This is a genomic window from Roseovarius sp. W115, from assembly GCF_032842945.2.
Lineage (GTDB): Bacteria > Pseudomonadota > Alphaproteobacteria > Rhodobacterales > Rhodobacteraceae > Roseovarius > Roseovarius rhodophyticola.
Genome location: NZ_CP146606.1, coordinates 2,370,982 through 2,387,547 on the forward strand (window position 1 = coordinate 2,370,982; position 16,566 = coordinate 2,387,547).

Consider the following 16,566-nt stretch of genomic DNA (forward strand, 5'->3'; position numbering starts at 1 on the left):
GAAGTAAGGATACTGGGTTATGGGAAAGACGAAGAACGGAACACGTTATCCAGAGGAACTGCGCGCCCGAGCGGTGCGGATGGTTTTGGATCACGAGGCAGAATATGCGAGCAGATCGGCAGCAATCTTGTCGATTTCTCAGAAGGTTGGATGCAGCAGGGACAGCCTGCGCATCTGGGTCAAACAACATGAGACAGACACGGGTAAGCGTGATGGTCTGACGACGGTTGAGAGGGAACGCATCAAGGAACTTGAACGCGAGAACCGGCAACTGCGTCAGGCCAATGAGATCCTCAAAAAGGCATCTGCTTATTTTGCACAGGCGGAGCTCGACCGCCCATTCCGCAAATGATTGCCTTCATCAAGGAGCACCGAAGCGTGCATGGGGTCGAGCCGATGTGCCGTGTTCTGCAGATTGCCCCGTCGACTTTCTACGAGCATCTGGCCGTTGAACGCGAACCTGACCGTGCATCGGATCGCGCCAAGCGGGATGCGTATCTGCGCAAAGAGATGAAAGACGTTTGGGAGAAGAACAGATCAGTCTACGGCGCACGTAAACTGTGGCATGCAATGAAGCGCGAGAGGATCGATATCGCCCGCTGCACGGTTGAACGCTTGATGCGCCAGCTTGGTATTCAAGGCGTTCGGCGGGGCAAGAAGGTCAAAACCACCTATGGTCAGCCTGCCGATCAATGCCCACTGGACAAGGTTAATCGCCAGTTCCGGGCTGCGATGCCAAACGAGCTTTGGGTGTCCGACTTCACGTTTGTGTCCACCTGGCGGGGCTTCGTCTACGTGGGCTTTGTCATTGATACCTTCGCCAACCGGATCGTCGGCTGGAAAGCATCGACAACACAGGACACGCAGTTTGTCTTGGATGCGCTCGAACAGGCGATCCATGCGCGCAGACCTGCTGAGAAACTGATCCATCATTCAGATCGCGGATCGCAATATGTATCGATCAAGTACACAGAGCGTTTGGTCGATGCAGGATTGGAACCATCCGTCGGCAGCGTCGGCGACAGCTATGACAATGCACTGGCTGAGACAATCATCGGCCTGTTCAAAACGGAAGTCATCAACAGGCTGGGGCCATGGAAGTCCAAAGATCAGGTCGAATGGGAAACCCTGCAATGGGTCGATTGGTTCAATAGGGAACGCTTGCTCGAACCTCTCGGCTACATCACACCAATCGAAGCGGAGGAGAAATACGAACAAGCCTTGAAATCAAACAAAATCGCAGCTTGAAATACGAACTCAACAGTCTCCGGCAAAACCGGGGCGGTTCAGGTCTCCAAATTTCTTGGCTAAAACCTTTTGTAGGTTTCGCTGTATAGGCGCGATTTTCGTCGCCGAGAAGTGACTAACAAGAGCAACGTGCTGACGATTTTCGACAATCTCCTGCAATGCGCCTGCAAACGAGTCCAAGCCCCCCGAGAACATCAGGATACGATCTGCCTTCCAAGAGCTTTCTTTGTCATATTTGAAGAACCGCGTGCGTTCGGCATCGGGCTCATTCTTTTGTGTGAACTCAAACTCAAATCGGTCATCGGAGAGAAACATCAATGTTTCTTCGAGCGTTTGTGCAATCTTTCCCGAATGCCAAAACAGGAGATCACGTACCGGCATTTCAACAATGAACCGGCGATGCCATTTCCGGCCCAGATTTTGATCCACTGGTCCGCCCCGGCTTACGGCGGCGTCCGCGCCATAGATAAGCGCTGCTACTTCCAACAGGTCTAGCGCACGATCCGGTAGCCCGGCCACCAACTGACTGTTCAATTGGCTGATCCGTAGCTTCACGCCCACAGGTTTTCCGTTAATCTCAAAACGAAGTTTCTCATCGCCGCCGGTTTTGGTTAGCGGAGCGAGGCATCGGACATGATGCTCATGCGTTGTCGCGACGCCGTCCAAGCTCGGACCTCATTTTCTTGAATGCGTATTTGGTGAAGCGGTCTATCTTCTCCTGATCCAGCGCCTGCTTCTGCCAAACGGTCTTGCCATACCAACCGGTCGCAAACTCCTTGACGATCCTCGATGCCTCGAAGGTGTGTTGAGCTAATGCGTGTTGAAAGGCCACTCGTTGCGCATCATCTGCGAACCGTTTGCCTTGTCCCGTGTGGTTGGCCAGTTCGCGGCTGAGATAATAGTCAAGCGACCGATATGACAGCCGGGCGAAGAAATCACGGGCGAGTTCCGCGAACCGATCTCCGGACGAATATTTTCCAAGAGCCGCGCGAATCTCCTGTGTCGTCGGTTCAAAGAGTGTTGGTAACTGGTCGCGCAATTGGACCGAGAGCGTTTCAAGAAATGCTGTTTTTGCGAGTTCGCCTGCATCCGATGAGGCACCGGTTTTGAAGCTCTGTTGGTCAATTACCAGCTCAAGGCCGGAGAGCAATCCTGCCACCGAGGTCAGCGGGTTTTCACCCACGCCGAGTCCAGCCAATGCATCCTCGAAACCCGGCGCTCGGGCCATCAAAGGTAATCGTACAAGTAGGGCGCTGATAAATTGAAATCGGGGGTCGTCGCTGGCACGTGAAAGATCGAGTTCTGACGCCCAGGCCGCCGCCTCGGCTATCGCGTCAATCGGCGCATCAGAATCAATTAAATCAACGACATCTCGCCACTTTTTTGACTGTGGCAATGTGCCGAGCCGAATATGGCCCATGACGTTCTCCCTGTGGTCTCAACGCTGACGCAACCTATGGAAGAAATCAAACAAAAAGGAGGTCGCTAAGCTTACCCAATGCTTACCCATACAAGGGCGACAAAAATAAAATAAGCTTTAAATATTTGAAATAATTGGCGATCCCGCGAGGACTCGAACCCCGAACCTGCTGATTAGAAGTCAGCTGCTCTATCCAGTTGAGCTACGGGACCGCTGGCTTTGGTTTAGCCGCGTCACAGGCCAAGATCAAAGGCTAATCGGCAAATGGGTCGTTGGGATATGTCACGCCAGCAAGATAGAGACCTTGCGGGGGGCAGACCGGGCCGCAGGCCGCGCGGTCACAGGCTTTTAAAGCCGTTCTTATGTCGTCTGGCACCCATGCGCTTCGACCTACACGTTCCAAGGTGCCAACGATGCTCCGGACCTGGTTGTGCAGGAACGACCGGGCGCGCAGGTGGAAATGTATTTCCGGCCCACTCAATCCCTCCTGCCATTCGATTCTAATCTCATCCAGTGTTTTTACCGGGCTTTTGGCCTGGCAGATGCTGGACCGAAAGGTGGTGAAATCGTGATTGCCGATGAGATGTGCCGCACCTGCACGCATGGCGTCGACATCCAGATCATAGGCCACTTGCCACACCAGCCCGGCATCATGGGTCGCCGGCGCGCGGCGCATCAAAAGCCGAAAGAGATACTGCCGCTCTACGGCTGAAAACCTTGCGTGCCAATCTTCATCCGTTTGCGCGCAGTCCAGGATTGCCACGGGAAGCGGCTTGAGGTGGTGATTGAGCGCTTCAGACAGGCGAAAAGGATCCCAGTCCTTTTCCAGATCGCACTGTGCCACTTGTGCCAACCCATGCACGCCCGCATCGGTCCGTCCTGCTGCGGCAATGGTGTGCGCGCCCGGTTCCAGCTTGGCCAGAGCGGCCTCAATGGCGCCTTGTACCGATGGCTGGTCGGCTTGTCTTTGCCACCCGGCAAAAGGCGCGCCATTGTATTCAACTTTCAGGGCATAACGTGGCATGGCGGGCTTGTAGCCTGCGTATTGGGTTATGCACAATCCCTCGTCATGCGGCCTGTTCTTCCGATACGTTTTTGCGTGAAAATTCCCCGCTGACTTCCCTCTGGCAAGCAGAGCGGCGCACGCTTATCTTGAGGCCAAAGGGGGCAGTCATTGGTGATCACCACATTAGCAGATGGGCTGACACGCGGCATTGAGAGCGTGTCGGACACCGTATCAGGCGTGTTTCGAGAGCCGGTTATTCGCCTTGGTGTCACCGGGCTGAGCCGGGCTGGTAAAACTGTGTTCATCACCTCGCTTGTGGCGAATATGATGGATCGCGGGCGCATGCCTGGCCTCTTGGCCGCAGCGGATGGCCGGATCACGGCGGCCTATCTGCAACCACAGCCAAACGACACTTTGCCACGTTTTGACTATGAAACCCATCTGGGCGCTTTGACAGCAGAGAACCCGCATTGGCCCGAAAGCACGCGGGCCATTTCAGAGCTGCGCCTCTCCTTGCGCGTACGACCATCGGGCCTTCTGGGTGGCCTGCAGGGGCCTCGCACGGTGCATGTGGATATTGTCGACTATCCGGGTGAATGGCTTTTGGATCTGGGGTTGCTGGACAAAAGCTTTGCAGAGTGGTCGGAGGAAACCCTGTCGCGGATCGACGCGCGGTCCGAAGCGGCCGGGTATCTTGAGACGATGCGTGCGCAGGATGCGGCTGCCCTACTGGACGAAACGGTGGCGCAAAGGCTGGCCAAAAGTTACACCGACTACCTTGCGCAGGCGCGCGCAGCCGGGTTGTCGGATTGCACACCGGGGCGGTTCCTTCTGCCGGGTGATTTGGCTGGCTCGCCCGTGTTGACGTTTGCCCCATTGCCGCAGCCCTCCAAGCCTGGGCGTAAATCCCTCTGGCGCGAGTTTGAGCGGCGGTTTGAGGCTTACAAAAGCCGCATCGTCAAACCGTTCTTTCGGGATCATTTTGCCCGAATTGACCGGCAGATTGTGCTGGTTGACGCGTTGGGCGCCGTGCATTCCGGCCCACAAGCGGTGGAGGATATGCGTCGCGCGATGCGGGATATTCTGAAGGCATTTCGTCCGGGGACCAATGCATTCCTCAGCCGAATTTTCATGGGCCGCAGAGTTGAGAAAATCCTCTTTGCTGCGACGAAAGCCGATCATCTGCATCATTCACAGCATGCGCAACTCACGGCCCTGATAGAGGCGCTATTAAGAGATGCACGCGACCGGGCCGCGTTTGCCGGGGCAGAAACATCTGCGCTGGCACTCGCCTCAATCCGGGCCACAACGGAGGAAACGCGCACGCATAAAGGTGAGACACTCAACTGCGTTCGCGGCACGCTTTTGACCCAAAGTGGCAAGCGCGGAAAACAGGCGGCTTTTTTCCTGGGGCTTTGCCGGAAGATCCCGGCAAGATCCTTACTCCGGCGCGCGACGGGGCTGAGCGCTGGCTTGAGGAACAGTACGAAGTGATGAAATTTGCGCCTGCGCCTCTGACGCTCAAGCCGGGCGAGGGTCCGCCGCATATCCGGCTTGATCGCGCGGCACAGTTTTTGGTCGGAGATCGGCTATGACGCCTCAGGTCGCGCAAATCTGGCAGGTACCTTCGCTCTTGCGCATTCTTTGGGCGCATCACCAATCCGACGGGCTTCGAGACGTGTGGGTGATGCTCAAAGTGACAGCGCGTGGCTGGGTGCGGGTGATAGAAGACGCCAAGGGGCCAGTTGGCTTTGCCATGCGGGACGATGCCCGGCTTCATGCGCTTTATGTTCACCCGCGCGGGCAGGGGGCTGGTGTGGGGCGAGCTTTGCTGATGGATGCGCAATCCGATACGAGCGCGATTGACCTTTGGGTGCGCCAAACCAACAGGTCTGCGCGGCGGTTCTATAGCCGTCACGGCTTTGCCGAAAAGCTCCGCGCGGGGCCTCAGGGGGCACATATTCTGATGGTCTGGCCGCCGGAACGAAGGAGCATGCCATGAATAAAGGTCCGGTTTTGATTGATCTGGAGGATGAGGCGCAGGCACCCAATCCGACCGAAGTTCCGCCTGTGCCTGATGTGACAACGGATATCGCACCCGAAGGGCGTGCGATGCGAACCATGGCCACACTTGCAAGTCGACGCCCATCGCGTCTGGCGCGGCTGTTTTGGGGATTGCTTCTGACGCTTTTGGGTGCAGTGGTTTCAATTGCCGCATGGAATTTTGTCACCGGGCTTATCGCGCAGAACCCTGTGTTGGGGTATGCGGTAACAGGCCTTGTTGCGGCCTTTGCATTGGTCTGTTTTGTGCTTGTTTTACGCGAGCTTGCCGCGTTTTCGCGTTTGTCTCGTATGGATCGTCTCCACCGCCGGGCTGAAACGGCTCTGACCACATCCGACCTCAGTGAAGCGCGGGGTGTTCTACGCGATCTAAACCGGCTCTATGCGGGGCGAGAGGACGTGCGCTGGGGGCAGGATCGGGTCCGTGCGTTAGAGCAGGATCAGTTGGATGCTTCCGGATTATTGGGGCTGGCAGAAACCGAAATTCTGAAGCCGCTCGATCTGGCCGCAAGCCGTGAGATCGAAGCGGCTGCCCGGCAGGTGGCGACAGTCACGGCCATCGTGCCACTGGCCTTTGCGGATGTCATTGCCGCTCTTACCGCGAACCTTCGGATGATCCGACGCATTGCAGAAGTTTATGGTGGACGATCGGGCACATTGGGCAGCTGGCGTCTGGCACGGGCGGTGATGACGCATTTGGTGGCGACCGGGGCTGTGGCGATTGGCGATGACATGATCGGATCCATAGCCGGAGGAGGGGTGCTGTCCAAGCTGTCGCGCCGCTTTGGAGAGGGGATTGTGAACGGCGCGCTTACAGCGCGGGTTGGCGTGGCCGCGATGGAGGTGTGCCGACCCATACCGTTTGCCACGGTCAAAAGGCCTTCGGTGACGCGGTTGGTGCAAAGAGCACTCACTGGCCTCTTCAGTAAAACCTAAGCCTTTGGCGAAAAAACAGTTTTTCCCAGGTTTGGAATGCCGTCCGGTAAGGTGTCACGTTCCACAACACCGGCGCGCAGGGTCTGCCCAATGCGATGCGTCAGGGCAGACCAGGCTGCGGCTTGATCAGGTGTCAGTTCCGCTTTGAGCACGCTGTCAAAGAGCGCCAGCCAGGTGGAAAACATACCCGGCTGAACATTCCCTGCGTTCACATGCGCGGCGAGTGCATTGCCCTCGTATCCACGTTCATGCAGGATTGTACCGGCCCAGAAGTCGGCCACCTTGGACTCATGCGCGTCCCAATCCTCGACATGTTTGGCAAAAACAGGCCCCAACCCGGGATGGGCACGACAGGCCTCGTAAAAGGCGGCCACAACACGCTCTATTTCGGGACGTGTGATGTCAAATCGGGGGGCAGGGCGGTGGTCATGGCAGAAGTTTGGCGCGTGAGAGCGGTGTTTGCAACGTTCTGTACGCGAATCATGGTTAACGCACTGATTTTGAGCGGAAAACTCATGTCGGTATGACATCGGTATCACGTCGGTATTGCGTCGGTGCCGATGACGGTGTGAGGGCGGTTTAACAGACCGCGCGGTGGGGTTACTCGTCGTAAAGCCGGTTTTCTTCATTGTTGCGCAAATGGGCGTGCATGTCGTCATAGTCCACGTCGAGATTGCCATGGGCGATGAGCGCTTCGGCATAGGTGGGCAGGCCCTCGGGCTTGGGATGGGCGTCGGATTGCCAGAGGCGGGAGCGGATCACTGATTTGCCACAGTGATAGAACGCTTCTTCGACGGTGACGATGACGGCGAAGTCAGGGATACGGCCTTTAATGGCGCATTGTTCGCGCACCTCCATGTCGCGCACCACCACGGCGCTGCCATTCACGCGCACCACTTCGGTGCGGTGCGGGACAAAGAAGACAAGGCCGATGCGGCCGGTCTCAAAGAGGTTCTGAAACCCGTCATAGCGGTGATTGCCGGGACGGTCAGGGATCGCGAGCGTTTTGCGGTCGAGCACCTTCACAAAGCCCGCCGGGTCGCCTTTGGGCGAGACATCCATGTTGCCGGACTTGTCCACCGTGGCCATGGTCAGAAAGGTCGAATGTTCGATCCAGACACGGATATGATCATCCACATGGTCGATGAATTTGCCCGTCTGGCTGTCGTAGGGGCGGCGCATGTCGGCGTAGATCTGATCGATTGAGGTGAGGACGTCTTTGGGCTGGTACATGGGTCTTCTTTGCGAGAGGGTTGGGTCACGCACAGTCTGACCGAAGAGGGGACTTATGTACAAACTGTATTACGCCACTGGCAGCGCCTCTATGGGGGTGCGGGTCGTTCTGGAAGAGATCGGCGTGCCCTACGAGCTTTTGGAAAGCACGATTGACCGGTCTCTGCCGCGTCCCAAGGGGCAGTTGGCGGTGAACCCAAATGGCTGGGTGCCGGTGCTGCTTTGGGACGAGGGTGCGATGTATGAAGCGGCGGCGATCACGGTGTTTTTGTGCGACAGGCATCCAGAGGCGGGATTGGCCCCGGCAATGGATGCGCCTGAGCGGGCGCTTTATTTGCAAACCCTCGTCTATTTTTCCAACACAGTGCAGACCGCCTATCAGCAGACATATTACCCGGACCGGTTTGTGGATGATCCCGCCGATGAGCCAAAGGCCGTGCAGCGCGGCGCGCGGCGTTTGCGCGAAAGCTGGCAGGTGGTTGAGGATCAGATTGGTGATGGTGATTGGGTTCTTGGCGCGCGGTTCAGCGCGGCGGATATCTATCTCTATATGCTGACCACGTGGCTGAGTGCGGAGAAAGGGCATCCTGAATTGCGTGAGTTTCCCAATGTGGCGCGGATCGCAGGTGCTGTGGCCGAGCGGGAGAGTGTTAGGGAGGTTTATGGGGCGTAGTGTCATCCCCGACCTGATCGGGGATCTTTTGGTCAAGAGATCCTCGGGTCAAGCCCGAGGATGACGGGGTGGTTTAATTTACCTCACCAAAGGCACTGCTTACATATAGATCAGTGTTTAACGGCTAGGAGGTCCCGGCTCGGAGGTCGGGACTGCGTTATATCATCCCCCGCATTCATTCTTGCCCCCACCTGCGCCCCTGCCTATAACCGCGGCCATGATGTATGCACGTGCCATCATTATTCGAATTATATGCCCGGCGCTCTGAGACCATTGAGCCGCCGGGACAAGGCGTTTGGACGCTCGCGCCGCCCCCTGATTTTCTAAGACACCTGACGATGAAAAGGACGCATCCGATGTGCGCCGACACGACTGATACGACACTGGACTACAAAGAGACACTGAACCTGCCGCAGACCGAGTTTCCGATGCGCGCAGGCCTGCCCAAGCGCGAGCCGGAGTGGCTTGAGCGGTGGAATAAGATGCGTATCTACACGCGCCTGCGCGACAAGGCGGAGGGGCGTGAGCCGTTCACGCTGCATGATGGGCCGCCCTATGCCAACGGGCATCTGCATATCGGGCATGCGCTCAATAAGATCCTGAAGGATATGGTGGTGCGGTCCCAGCAGATGATGGGGCGCGATGCGCGCTATATCCCCGGCTGGGATTGCCACGGGCTTCCGATCGAGTGGAAGATCGAAGAGCAATACCGCGCCAAAGGGCAGAACAAGGATCAGGTTGATGTGGTCGATTTCCGACAGGAATGTCGGAAATTTGCCGAAGGCTGGATCGATATTCAGCGCGAAGAGTTCAAGCGGCTGGGTGTGACGGGCCGTTGGTCGAAACCTTATGTGACGATGGAGTACCGATCCGAGCGGATCATCGCGGAGGAATTCCAGAAATTCCTGATGAACGGTACGCTTTACCAGGGGTCAAAGCCCGTGATGTGGTCACCGATTGAGCAGACGGCCTTGGCCGAGGCGGAGGTGGAGTATCACGACAAGGAGAGCTTTACGGTTTGGGTGAAGTTTAGGGTTCAGGGCAAGGAAACTAGGTCTAGTGCTGGGTCGCGCCTCGCTGTTCGAAAGGTCGCTGATGATCTTCAGGGTGGATTTGTGGTCATCTGGACGACGACCCCCTGGACGATCCCCTCTAACAAGGCCGTTGTTTATGGATCCGAGATTTCCTATGGCCTGTATGAGGTGACTGAAACGCCCGAGGAATGTTGGGCCGATGTGGGCGACAAGTTCATCCTTGCAGATAAACTGGCGGGTGATGTCATGGCGCGTGCTCGTCTGGAAGAGGGGCAGTGGGCCCGTGTTCGGGAGGTGACGGCTGAAGAGTTGTCGGGCCTGTCGCTGGCACACCCCCTCGCCGGGGCCACAGGTTCCAATGGCGAATGGGACGATCCTCGCGACTTCCGCGCGGCTGACTTTGTGACCGATGAGGAGGGCACCGGGTTTGTTCATTGCGCCCCATCCCACGGGATGGAGGAGTATGAGCTTTACCGTGATCTGGGCATGCTGGAGCAGGTGATCACCTATAACGTCATGGATGACGGATCGTTCCGGGCTGATCTGCCGTTCTTTGGAGGGACCTATATCCTCAGCCGCAAGGGCAAAGAGGGGGATGCCAATACCGCCGTCATCAACAAGCTGGTTGAGGTGGGTGGTCTGCTGGCACGCGGCAAGATCAAGCATTCCTATCCGCATTCCTGGCGCTCGAAAGCGCCGATCATCTATCGCAACACGCCGCAGTGGTTTGCCGCCGTGGATAAGGTTGTTGGCGATGGGCAGGATGAGTACGGCACGACGATCCGGGAGCGGGCGCTGAAATCGATTGACGAGCTGGTGCAGTGGACGCCACAGACGGGGCGCAACCGGCTTTATTCGATGATAGAGGTGCGGCCAGATTGGGTGCTTTCGCGCCAAAGGGCCTGGGGTGTGCCGCTGACCTGCTTCACCAAGAAGGGCGCATTGCCGACGGATGACGACTATCTACTCCGCGATGACGCGGTGAATGCGCGTGTTTTGGAGGCGTTCGAGAAAGAGGGCGCGGATGCCTGGTACAAACCCGGCGCGAAAGAGCGCTTTCTGGGCAATGACTATAACCCGGATGACTGGGACAAGGTCGATGACATTCTCGATGTCTGGTTTGACTCTGGATCCACCCATGCCTTTGTGCTGCGCGACCGGGAGGATGGGTCAGAGGATGGGCTGGCGGATTTGTATCTGGAAGGCACCGACCAGCATCGTGGGTGGTTTCACTCCTCGATGCTACAGGCCTGTGGAACCATCGGGCGTGCGCCGTATCGTGGGGTTCTGACGCACGGGTTCACGCTGGACGAGAAGGGCAACAAGATGTCCAAATCCCTGGGCAATACGATTGTGCCCGAGGAGGTTGTGAAGCAGTACGGCGCGGATATCCTACGGCTTTGGGTGGCGCAGACGGATTACACCAATGATCAGCGGATCGGGCCGGAAATCCTGAAAGGGACCGCCGACAGCTATCGGCGTTTGCGCAACACGATGCGGTTTATGCTCGGGGCGCTGAGCCATTTCGGCGAGAGTGATCGCGTTGAGCCGTCGGAGATGCCGGAATTGGAGCGTTGGGTGTTGCACCGTCTCGCGGAGCTCGATCACCGGGTGCGAACGGGCTATTCGGCTTATGATTTCCAAGGGGTGTTTCAGGCACTGTTCAACTTCTGCACCGTAGAACTCAGCGCGTTTTACTTCGATATCCGCAAGGATGTGCTCTATTGCGATGGCGACACGGCAGAGCGGCGCGCGGCGCGCACGGTGATGGACATCCTGTTCCACCGGCTGACCACCTGGCTTGCGCCGGTGCTGGTCTTTACCATGGAAGAGGTCTGGCTGGAGCGGTTCCCAGGCGAGGAGAGTTCCGTGCATCTGGAGGACATTCCCGAAACGCCGAAAGACTGGCTCGATGAGCCGCTGGCGGCGAAATGGGCCGAGATCCGGCGCGCGCGGCGCGTGGTGACGGCGGCTTTGGAGGTGCAGCGGACCGACAAGGTGATTGGTGCCTCGCTGGAGGCCGCGCCTACGGTGCATGTGCGCGATGAGGCGCTGCTGGAGGTGCTGAAATCTGTGGCGTTCGAGGATATCTGCATCACGTCGGCGGTCTCGCTGACCGGTGATCCCAGCCCGGCTGAGGCGTTCCGCCTGCCGGAAGTGGATGGTGTCACGGTGGTGTTCCAAAAGGCCGAGGGCGAGAAATGTCAGCGGTGTTGGAAGATACTGCCGGATGTGGGCAGCCACGCGCATCCGGGGACCTGCGGGCGGTGCAATAGCGCGTTGGGATGAAACGGGTGGGTGGGGTGAAACCCCACCCTACGGCATATGCCATGACGGATGACGACATTGCGGATGTCTTGATGGATCTTGCGCGTGAGCGTGGGGTTCATAAGACGTTATGCCCGTCAGAGGCCGCGCGGCGGCTGGCGTTGGACTGGCGGCCTCTGATGCCGCGTATTCGGCAGGTTGCTGCGGCATTACCGCTGCACGTGACGCAAAAAGGTGAAGAGATCGACATATCGACGGCCAAAGGGGCAATTCGTCTGTCGCTTGGGCCTCAAGATCTGGCGTGATGCCTGTTTTCTGGCGAGAGCAAACCGGTTAGCCTGGCTGCATAGAAAGAGAAGAGACGCTGCTATGCCCCCGATCCAGACGATTTCCACCGGGTTTGTCGTGGCGATGGTGGGGTTTTTCAGTTCATTTCCCATTCTGCTTCAAGGCATCACCGCCGTGGGGGCCAGCCCGGATCAGGCGGCGTCGGGATTGATGGCGGCGGCGCTGTCGATGGGTCTTGCGGGGGTATTCCTCAGCCTGGTGCATCGCATCCCGGCCTCGGTGGCCTGGTCCACGCCGGGGGCGGCGTTTCTGGCGGTGACTGCGCCGGTTGAGGCGGGGTTTGCCGGGGCCGTCGCCGGGTTCGTTGTTGCCGGTGCTTTGACCGTGATTTCAGGACTTTGGCGACCCTTGGGGCGGTTGGCCGAGGCAATACCTACGCCGTTGGCACAAGCCATGCTGGCGGGTGTTCTTTTGTCCATTGTCATTCTGCCGGTGACATCGGTGATTGAGGACCCAACGGTTGTGGTGCCGATTTTGATCACCTGGTTCGTTCTGGGACGGATAAACAAGCTGTTGGCGGTGCCGGGTGCGGTGGCTGTGGCGGGGTTGAGCGTGGTGATCCACGGTGATCTTTCTGCCTATGATCCGGCCTCAATTGTGCCGAACCCCGTCTTGGTGATGCCAGAGTTTTCGATTGCGGCGGTGTTGGGGATTGGCGTGCCGCTTTACATCGTGACGATGGCCACGCAGAACATCCCGGGCCTCGCGGTGATGCGGAGCTTTGGCTATGCGCCGGGTTCGCGGCCGCTTCTCAGTACGGTGGGGGCATTCAGCGCAGTCTCTGGGCCCTTTGGTGCGCCAGCCACATGTCTCGCGGCGATTACGGCGGCGATGTGTGCCAGTGAAGACAGCCATCCGGACAAGGAACAACGGTTCTGGTCTGCGGTTGTGGCAGGAGCGATCTACTGTGGGTTGGGTCTGTTTGCGGGCGCGATCACAGCCTTTGCCGCATTGGCCCCATCGGTGGTGTTGCCAACAATTGCCGGGTTGGCTTTGCTGGGCGTGTTCGTAGGGTCGATGACGTCAGCTTTGGCAGATGATACCTGTCGCGAAGCATCTGTGATCACATTTGTGATCACAGCTTCCGGGGTGACGGTTTTGGGCCTTGGAGGTGCTGTCTGGGGGCTATTGGTTGGCGGCGCGGTTTATTTGGTGCAGCGCCGATTGGACACGCGCAACATCACATAACAGCGTGCTTTTGGGCGGCGTTCGGATTCGGGTATTTTTGACAAGAAAGAAGCCAAGCGCTGGCGCTTTATGCCGTCCAGGTCGGATGGAAGCGGTTGCCGGCAGAGAGGGTGAAAATCTCGTACCCGTCTGACGTGACGCCAATCGAGTGCTCGAACTGTGCCGAGAGTGATTTGTCGCGGGTCACGGCCGTCCAGTCATCTGCGAGGATTTTTGTCTCGGGCCGACCGAGGTTGACCATGGGTTCGATGGTGAAGAACATGCCTTCTTCCAGAACAAACCCCGCGCCAGCGCGACCATAATGCAGCACGTTTGGTGGGGCGTGGAACACCCGGCCCAGCCCGTGACCGCAGAAATCGCGCACCACGCTCATGCGGTGGCCTTCGACGTAAGATTGGATGGCGTGGCCGATATCCCCGAAGGTGTTGCCGGGTTTGACCGCTTCGATGCCTTTCATCAGGGAATCGTGGGTCACCTGAATGAGGCGTTCGATTTTGCGGCTGCGGCGGCCTGCGACATACATGCGGGATGTGTCGCCATACCAGCCGTCGACAATGACGGTGACATCAATGTTCAGGATATCGCCGTCTTTGAGCTTTTTATCACCGGGAATACCATGGCAGACCACGTGGTTGACGCTGATGCAGCTGGCGTGTTTGTAGCCCTTATAGCCAATGGTGGCGGATTTGGCGCCCGCCTCATCGACCATTGCCTCAATGAGACGATCCAGTTCACCGGTGGTTTGCCCGACAAAGACATGATCGGCAATTTCATCGAGAATTTTTGAGGCCAGTGCACCTGCTTTGTGCATGCCAGCGAAGTCCGCGGCCTCGTGGATGCGGATACCGTCACGTGTCAGTCTGCCGCGGTGTTGTTCGTTCAAGGGGATGTCCTCGGCTCGTTCCATGGGGCTTATCTAGGCCGAATAGCTTCAAAGGGCCAGTGTTTGAGGGTCGCAGACCGGTAACTTCTTCCCAATCTCAATACTATGAGGCGTGATTTGAGTGTGATAGGCGAGGATTTCAACCCCGTTTGCTGTAGCTGTTTGTAGGGCGCTCGCATAGGTGGGATCAATATCCGCGGCCACGCTGACCTCTGTGCAATCGGTACGTTGCACAAGGTAGAAGAGCAGGGCGCGATGGCCGGATTGGGCCATTTGGGCCAGTTCAGTCAGGTGTTTGGCGCCGCGGGCCGTGACGCTATCGGGAAATTCGGCGAGGCCTGGCTGGCGCATGAGGGTGACGGATTTCACTTCGACATAGGCGTCGGGCAGGTTTAGGGCGCGCAGAAGGAAATCAATGCGGCTCTTGGTGCCGTATTTCTGCTCGGGTAGCACAGTGTCATAGGCCGATAATTCAGGGATAGTTTGGGTCATCAGGGCGGCTTTGAGAGCGCGGTTCGGCAGGCTGGTGTCGACGCCGGTAAAATGGCCGTTTTCGTGATCGACGAGCCGCCAGCCGTATTTCAGCTTTTTCTTGGGATCCTCATTGGGTTCGACCCAAATCCTGGTGCCGGGCTTCGCCAAGCCCATCATGGAGCCGGGGTTGGCGCAATGGGCGGTGACCTCGCGGCCATCTTCAAGCCGGATGTCGGCGAGAAACCTTTTGTAGCGGCGAATGAGCGTGGCGGGTTCAAGAGGGGTTTGAAAGCGCATGGGAGCAGGCCTATACCGGGCTGTGATATGACACAAGGTACCCTGCACAATGCCAAATCCTACTGCTGCCATGCTGGTGATCGGAGATGAAATCCTGTCGGGTCGGACGAAGGATGCGAATATGCATCATTTGGCCTGTGCGTTGACGGAGCATGGGATCGACTTGTGCGAGGTGCGGGTGATTTCCGACGATGGCGGTGCAATCCAGACGGCGGTAAATGAGCTGCGCGCATCATTTAGCCATGTGTTTACATCTGGCGGGATTGGGCCGACGCATGATGACATCACGGCAGACAATGTGGCGCGCGCCTTTGGTGCGAAGATTGATGTGCGTGAGGATGCGCGGGCGATCCTGCAGGCGCATTATGACCGGCAGGATCTGGAATTGAACGAAGCGCGGTTGCGCATGGCGCGGATTCCAGACGGCGCGGTGCTGATCGACAACCCGGTGAGTGGTGCGCCGGGGTTCAGTCTTGAGAATGTGCATGTCATGGCGGGCGTGCCGAAGATTTTCCAGGCCATGTTGGCCGGCCTTTTGCCGACGCTTACAGGTGGTGCGCCAGTATTGTCAGCAGCGCTTGATGTGATGCGGGGGGAAGGGGATATTGCCGGGCCCTTGGGGGATTTGGCCGACAGGTATTCCGCACTTAGCTTTGGTTCTTACCCGTTTCAACGCGATGGTCTGTTTGGCTCAAACGTTGTCATCCGTGGGCAGGACAAGGCGTCGATTGATCAGGCAATGGACGAGCTTAAAGAGCTTTTTGCGTCATGACCGGGTTGCCTGATGTTCAGACGCTATATGAGGTGACAGAACACACCTGGCCGTCCGCGGCGGTACAAGATGCAGGTGCATGGACCTTGCGAGACGGTCAGGGAGGCGGCAAGCGAGTCTCGGCGGCAACAGCGCGCAGGTCAGTTTCACAAGCCGATCTACACCTTGCTGAGACTGCAATGAAGGCCCTTGGTCAGACACCCTTGTTTATGATCCGCGAAGGGGAAGAGGCGCTGGATCAGATCCTGGAAGATGCAGGTTACGCCATTATTGATCCGGTCAATCTATATGTGTGCGATATAGAACGCCTTACCATGGACCGCCCGCCCAAGGTCACCGCCTTTGACATCTGGCCACCCTTGGCCATTCAGGCAGACATCTGGGACGCGGGCGGTATCGGCGCGGCGCGGCGAGAGGTGATGGCGCGCGTGAACGGGCCCAAAACTGCGCTTTTTGGGCGTGAAAGCAGCCGTCCGGCGGCAACCGGTTTTGTTGCAATACACAAGAGTATTGCCATGATCCATGCGCTTGAGGTGTTGGAGCCACATCGAGGACGTCGCATGGGCACGCATCTGACCCGCCATGCGGCTTTCTGGGCCGCCGATCAGGGAGCCACGTATCTGGCGGTACTCTGCACCAAGGCCAATCAGGGTGCCAATGCGCTCTACTCTTCCCTCGGCATGACGGTTGTGGGACAGTATCATTACCGTATCAAAGAAGGCTGA

The 16,566-nt window shown here is 57.9% G+C and carries 16 protein-coding genes, 1 tRNA gene, 1 pseudogene and 1 other annotated feature; of the genes and pseudogenes, 10 read left to right on the forward strand and 8 right to left on the reverse strand.

The window, feature by feature from the left end; all coding sequences use genetic code 11:
• Positions 1-19: 19 nt before the first annotated feature.
• A protein-coding gene (locus RZS32_RS12015; RefSeq protein ID WP_422395913.1) for an IS3 family transposase occupies positions 20-1,248 on the forward strand; the annotation gives its coding sequence in 2 pieces (ribosomal slippage) (positions 20-314 and positions 314-1,248; 1,230 coding nt in all).
• Positions 307-423: a sequence feature (AL1L pseudoknot), on the forward strand. Its footprint overlaps the gene before it by 117 nt.
• 9 nt (positions 1,249-1,257) lie before the next feature.
• On the opposite strand, the gene RZS32_RS12020 is transcribed toward RZS32_RS12015, so the two are convergent.
• From RZS32_RS12020 to truA, 4 genes are all read right to left on the reverse strand, one after another.
• Positions 1,258-1,914: a hypothetical protein gene (locus RZS32_RS12020; protein ID WP_317057217.1), complete on the reverse strand. Its 657-nt coding sequence runs from the start codon at positions 1,912-1,914 to the stop codon at positions 1,258-1,260.
• A complete protein-coding gene (locus RZS32_RS12025) occupies positions 1,889-2,668 on the reverse strand; it encodes a hypothetical protein (protein ID WP_317057218.1) in 780 nt (259 codons plus the stop codon). Before RZS32_RS12025 ends, RZS32_RS12020 begins: the two co-directional genes overlap by 26 nt.
• Positions 2,669-2,803: 135 nt before the next feature.
• Positions 2,804-2,880 (reverse strand) — tRNA-Arg (locus tag RZS32_RS12030).
• 41 nt (positions 2,881-2,921) lie between these two features.
• Entirely contained in the window at positions 2,922-3,692 is a 771-nt protein-coding gene (gene truA, locus RZS32_RS12035) for a tRNA pseudouridine(38-40) synthase TruA (RefSeq protein WP_317057219.1), read from the reverse strand.
• Positions 3,693-3,842: 150 nt separating this feature from the next.
• Between truA and RZS32_RS12040 the strand changes: the two are divergent.
• The 3 genes and pseudogenes from RZS32_RS12040 to RZS32_RS12050 all read left to right on the forward strand — a co-directional run bounded on the left by RZS32_RS12040 (position 3,843) and on the right by RZS32_RS12050 (position 6,671).
• Positions 3,843-5,269 (forward strand): annotated as a pseudogene (locus tag RZS32_RS12040) (YcjX family protein).
• Complete coding sequence (locus RZS32_RS12045) at positions 5,266-5,676, forward strand: GNAT family N-acetyltransferase (protein ID WP_317057221.1); 411 nt, start codon at positions 5,266-5,268, stop codon at positions 5,674-5,676. The pseudogene RZS32_RS12040 and the gene RZS32_RS12045 overlap by 4 nt, the downstream one beginning before the upstream one ends.
• On the forward strand, positions 5,673-6,671 hold the full coding sequence (locus RZS32_RS12050; protein WP_317057222.1) for a YcjF family protein: 999 nt from the start codon (positions 5,673-5,675) through the stop codon (positions 6,669-6,671). The genes RZS32_RS12045 and RZS32_RS12050 overlap by 4 nt, the downstream gene beginning before the upstream one ends.
• Here the strand turns inward: RZS32_RS12050 and RZS32_RS12055 are convergent.
• Positions 6,668-7,045 (reverse strand): group III truncated hemoglobin, encoded by a 378-nt coding sequence (locus RZS32_RS12055; protein WP_339106643.1) that lies wholly within the window; start codon positions 7,043-7,045, stop codon positions 6,668-6,670. The genes RZS32_RS12050 and RZS32_RS12055 overlap by 4 nt on opposite strands.
• Positions 7,046-7,271: 226 nt before the next feature.
• Positions 7,272-7,904 carry an MSMEG_1061 family FMN-dependent PPOX-type flavoprotein gene (locus RZS32_RS12060; protein WP_317057224.1) on the reverse strand — a complete coding sequence of 211 codons (633 nt, stop codon included), beginning with the start codon at positions 7,902-7,904 and terminating at the stop codon, positions 7,272-7,274.
• A gap of 55 nt (positions 7,905-7,959) precedes the next feature.
• Between RZS32_RS12060 and RZS32_RS12065 the strand changes: the two genes are divergently transcribed.
• The 4 genes from RZS32_RS12065 to RZS32_RS12080 all read left to right on the forward strand — a co-directional run bounded on the left by RZS32_RS12065 (position 7,960) and on the right by RZS32_RS12080 (position 13,415).
• Positions 7,960-8,577 carry a glutathione S-transferase family protein gene (locus tag RZS32_RS12065; protein WP_317057225.1) on the forward strand — a complete coding sequence of 206 codons (618 nt, stop codon included), beginning with the start codon at positions 7,960-7,962 and terminating at the stop codon, positions 8,575-8,577.
• 356 nt (positions 8,578-8,933) lie between these two features.
• A complete protein-coding gene (ileS, locus tag RZS32_RS12070; RefSeq protein ID WP_317057226.1) occupies positions 8,934-11,900 on the forward strand; it encodes an isoleucine--tRNA ligase in 2,967 nt (988 codons plus the stop codon).
• A 41-nt stretch (positions 11,901-11,941) separates the two neighbouring features.
• Positions 11,942-12,184 carry a DUF3253 domain-containing protein gene (locus RZS32_RS12075; protein ID WP_317057227.1) on the forward strand — a complete coding sequence of 81 codons (243 nt, stop codon included), beginning with the start codon at positions 11,942-11,944 and terminating at the stop codon, positions 12,182-12,184.
• 64 nt (positions 12,185-12,248) lie between these two features.
• Complete coding sequence (locus tag RZS32_RS12080) at positions 12,249-13,415, forward strand: benzoate/H(+) symporter BenE family transporter (protein WP_317057228.1); 1,167 nt, start codon at positions 12,249-12,251, stop codon at positions 13,413-13,415.
• A gap of 67 nt (positions 13,416-13,482) precedes the next feature.
• On the opposite strand, the gene map is transcribed toward RZS32_RS12080, so the two are convergent.
• Complete coding sequence (gene map / locus RZS32_RS12085; protein ID WP_317057229.1) at positions 13,483-14,322, reverse strand: type I methionyl aminopeptidase; 840 nt, start codon at positions 14,320-14,322, stop codon at positions 13,483-13,485.
• Positions 14,323-14,346: 24 nt separating this feature from the next.
• Positions 14,347-15,069: a DNA/RNA nuclease SfsA gene (gene sfsA, locus RZS32_RS12090; protein ID WP_317057230.1), complete on the reverse strand. Its 723-nt coding sequence runs from the start codon at positions 15,067-15,069 to the stop codon at positions 14,347-14,349.
• 49 nt (positions 15,070-15,118) lie between these two features.
• Between sfsA and RZS32_RS12095 the strand changes: the two genes are divergently transcribed.
• Together RZS32_RS12095 and RZS32_RS12100 are read left to right on the forward strand one after the other, a co-directional pair.
• Positions 15,119-15,841 carry a competence/damage-inducible protein A gene (locus RZS32_RS12095; RefSeq protein WP_339106644.1) on the forward strand — a complete coding sequence of 241 codons (723 nt, stop codon included), beginning with the start codon at positions 15,119-15,121 and terminating at the stop codon, positions 15,839-15,841.
• Complete coding sequence (locus RZS32_RS12100) at positions 15,838-16,566, forward strand: GNAT family N-acetyltransferase (RefSeq protein WP_339106645.1); 729 nt, start codon at positions 15,838-15,840, stop codon at positions 16,564-16,566. The genes RZS32_RS12095 and RZS32_RS12100 overlap by 4 nt, the downstream gene beginning before the upstream one ends.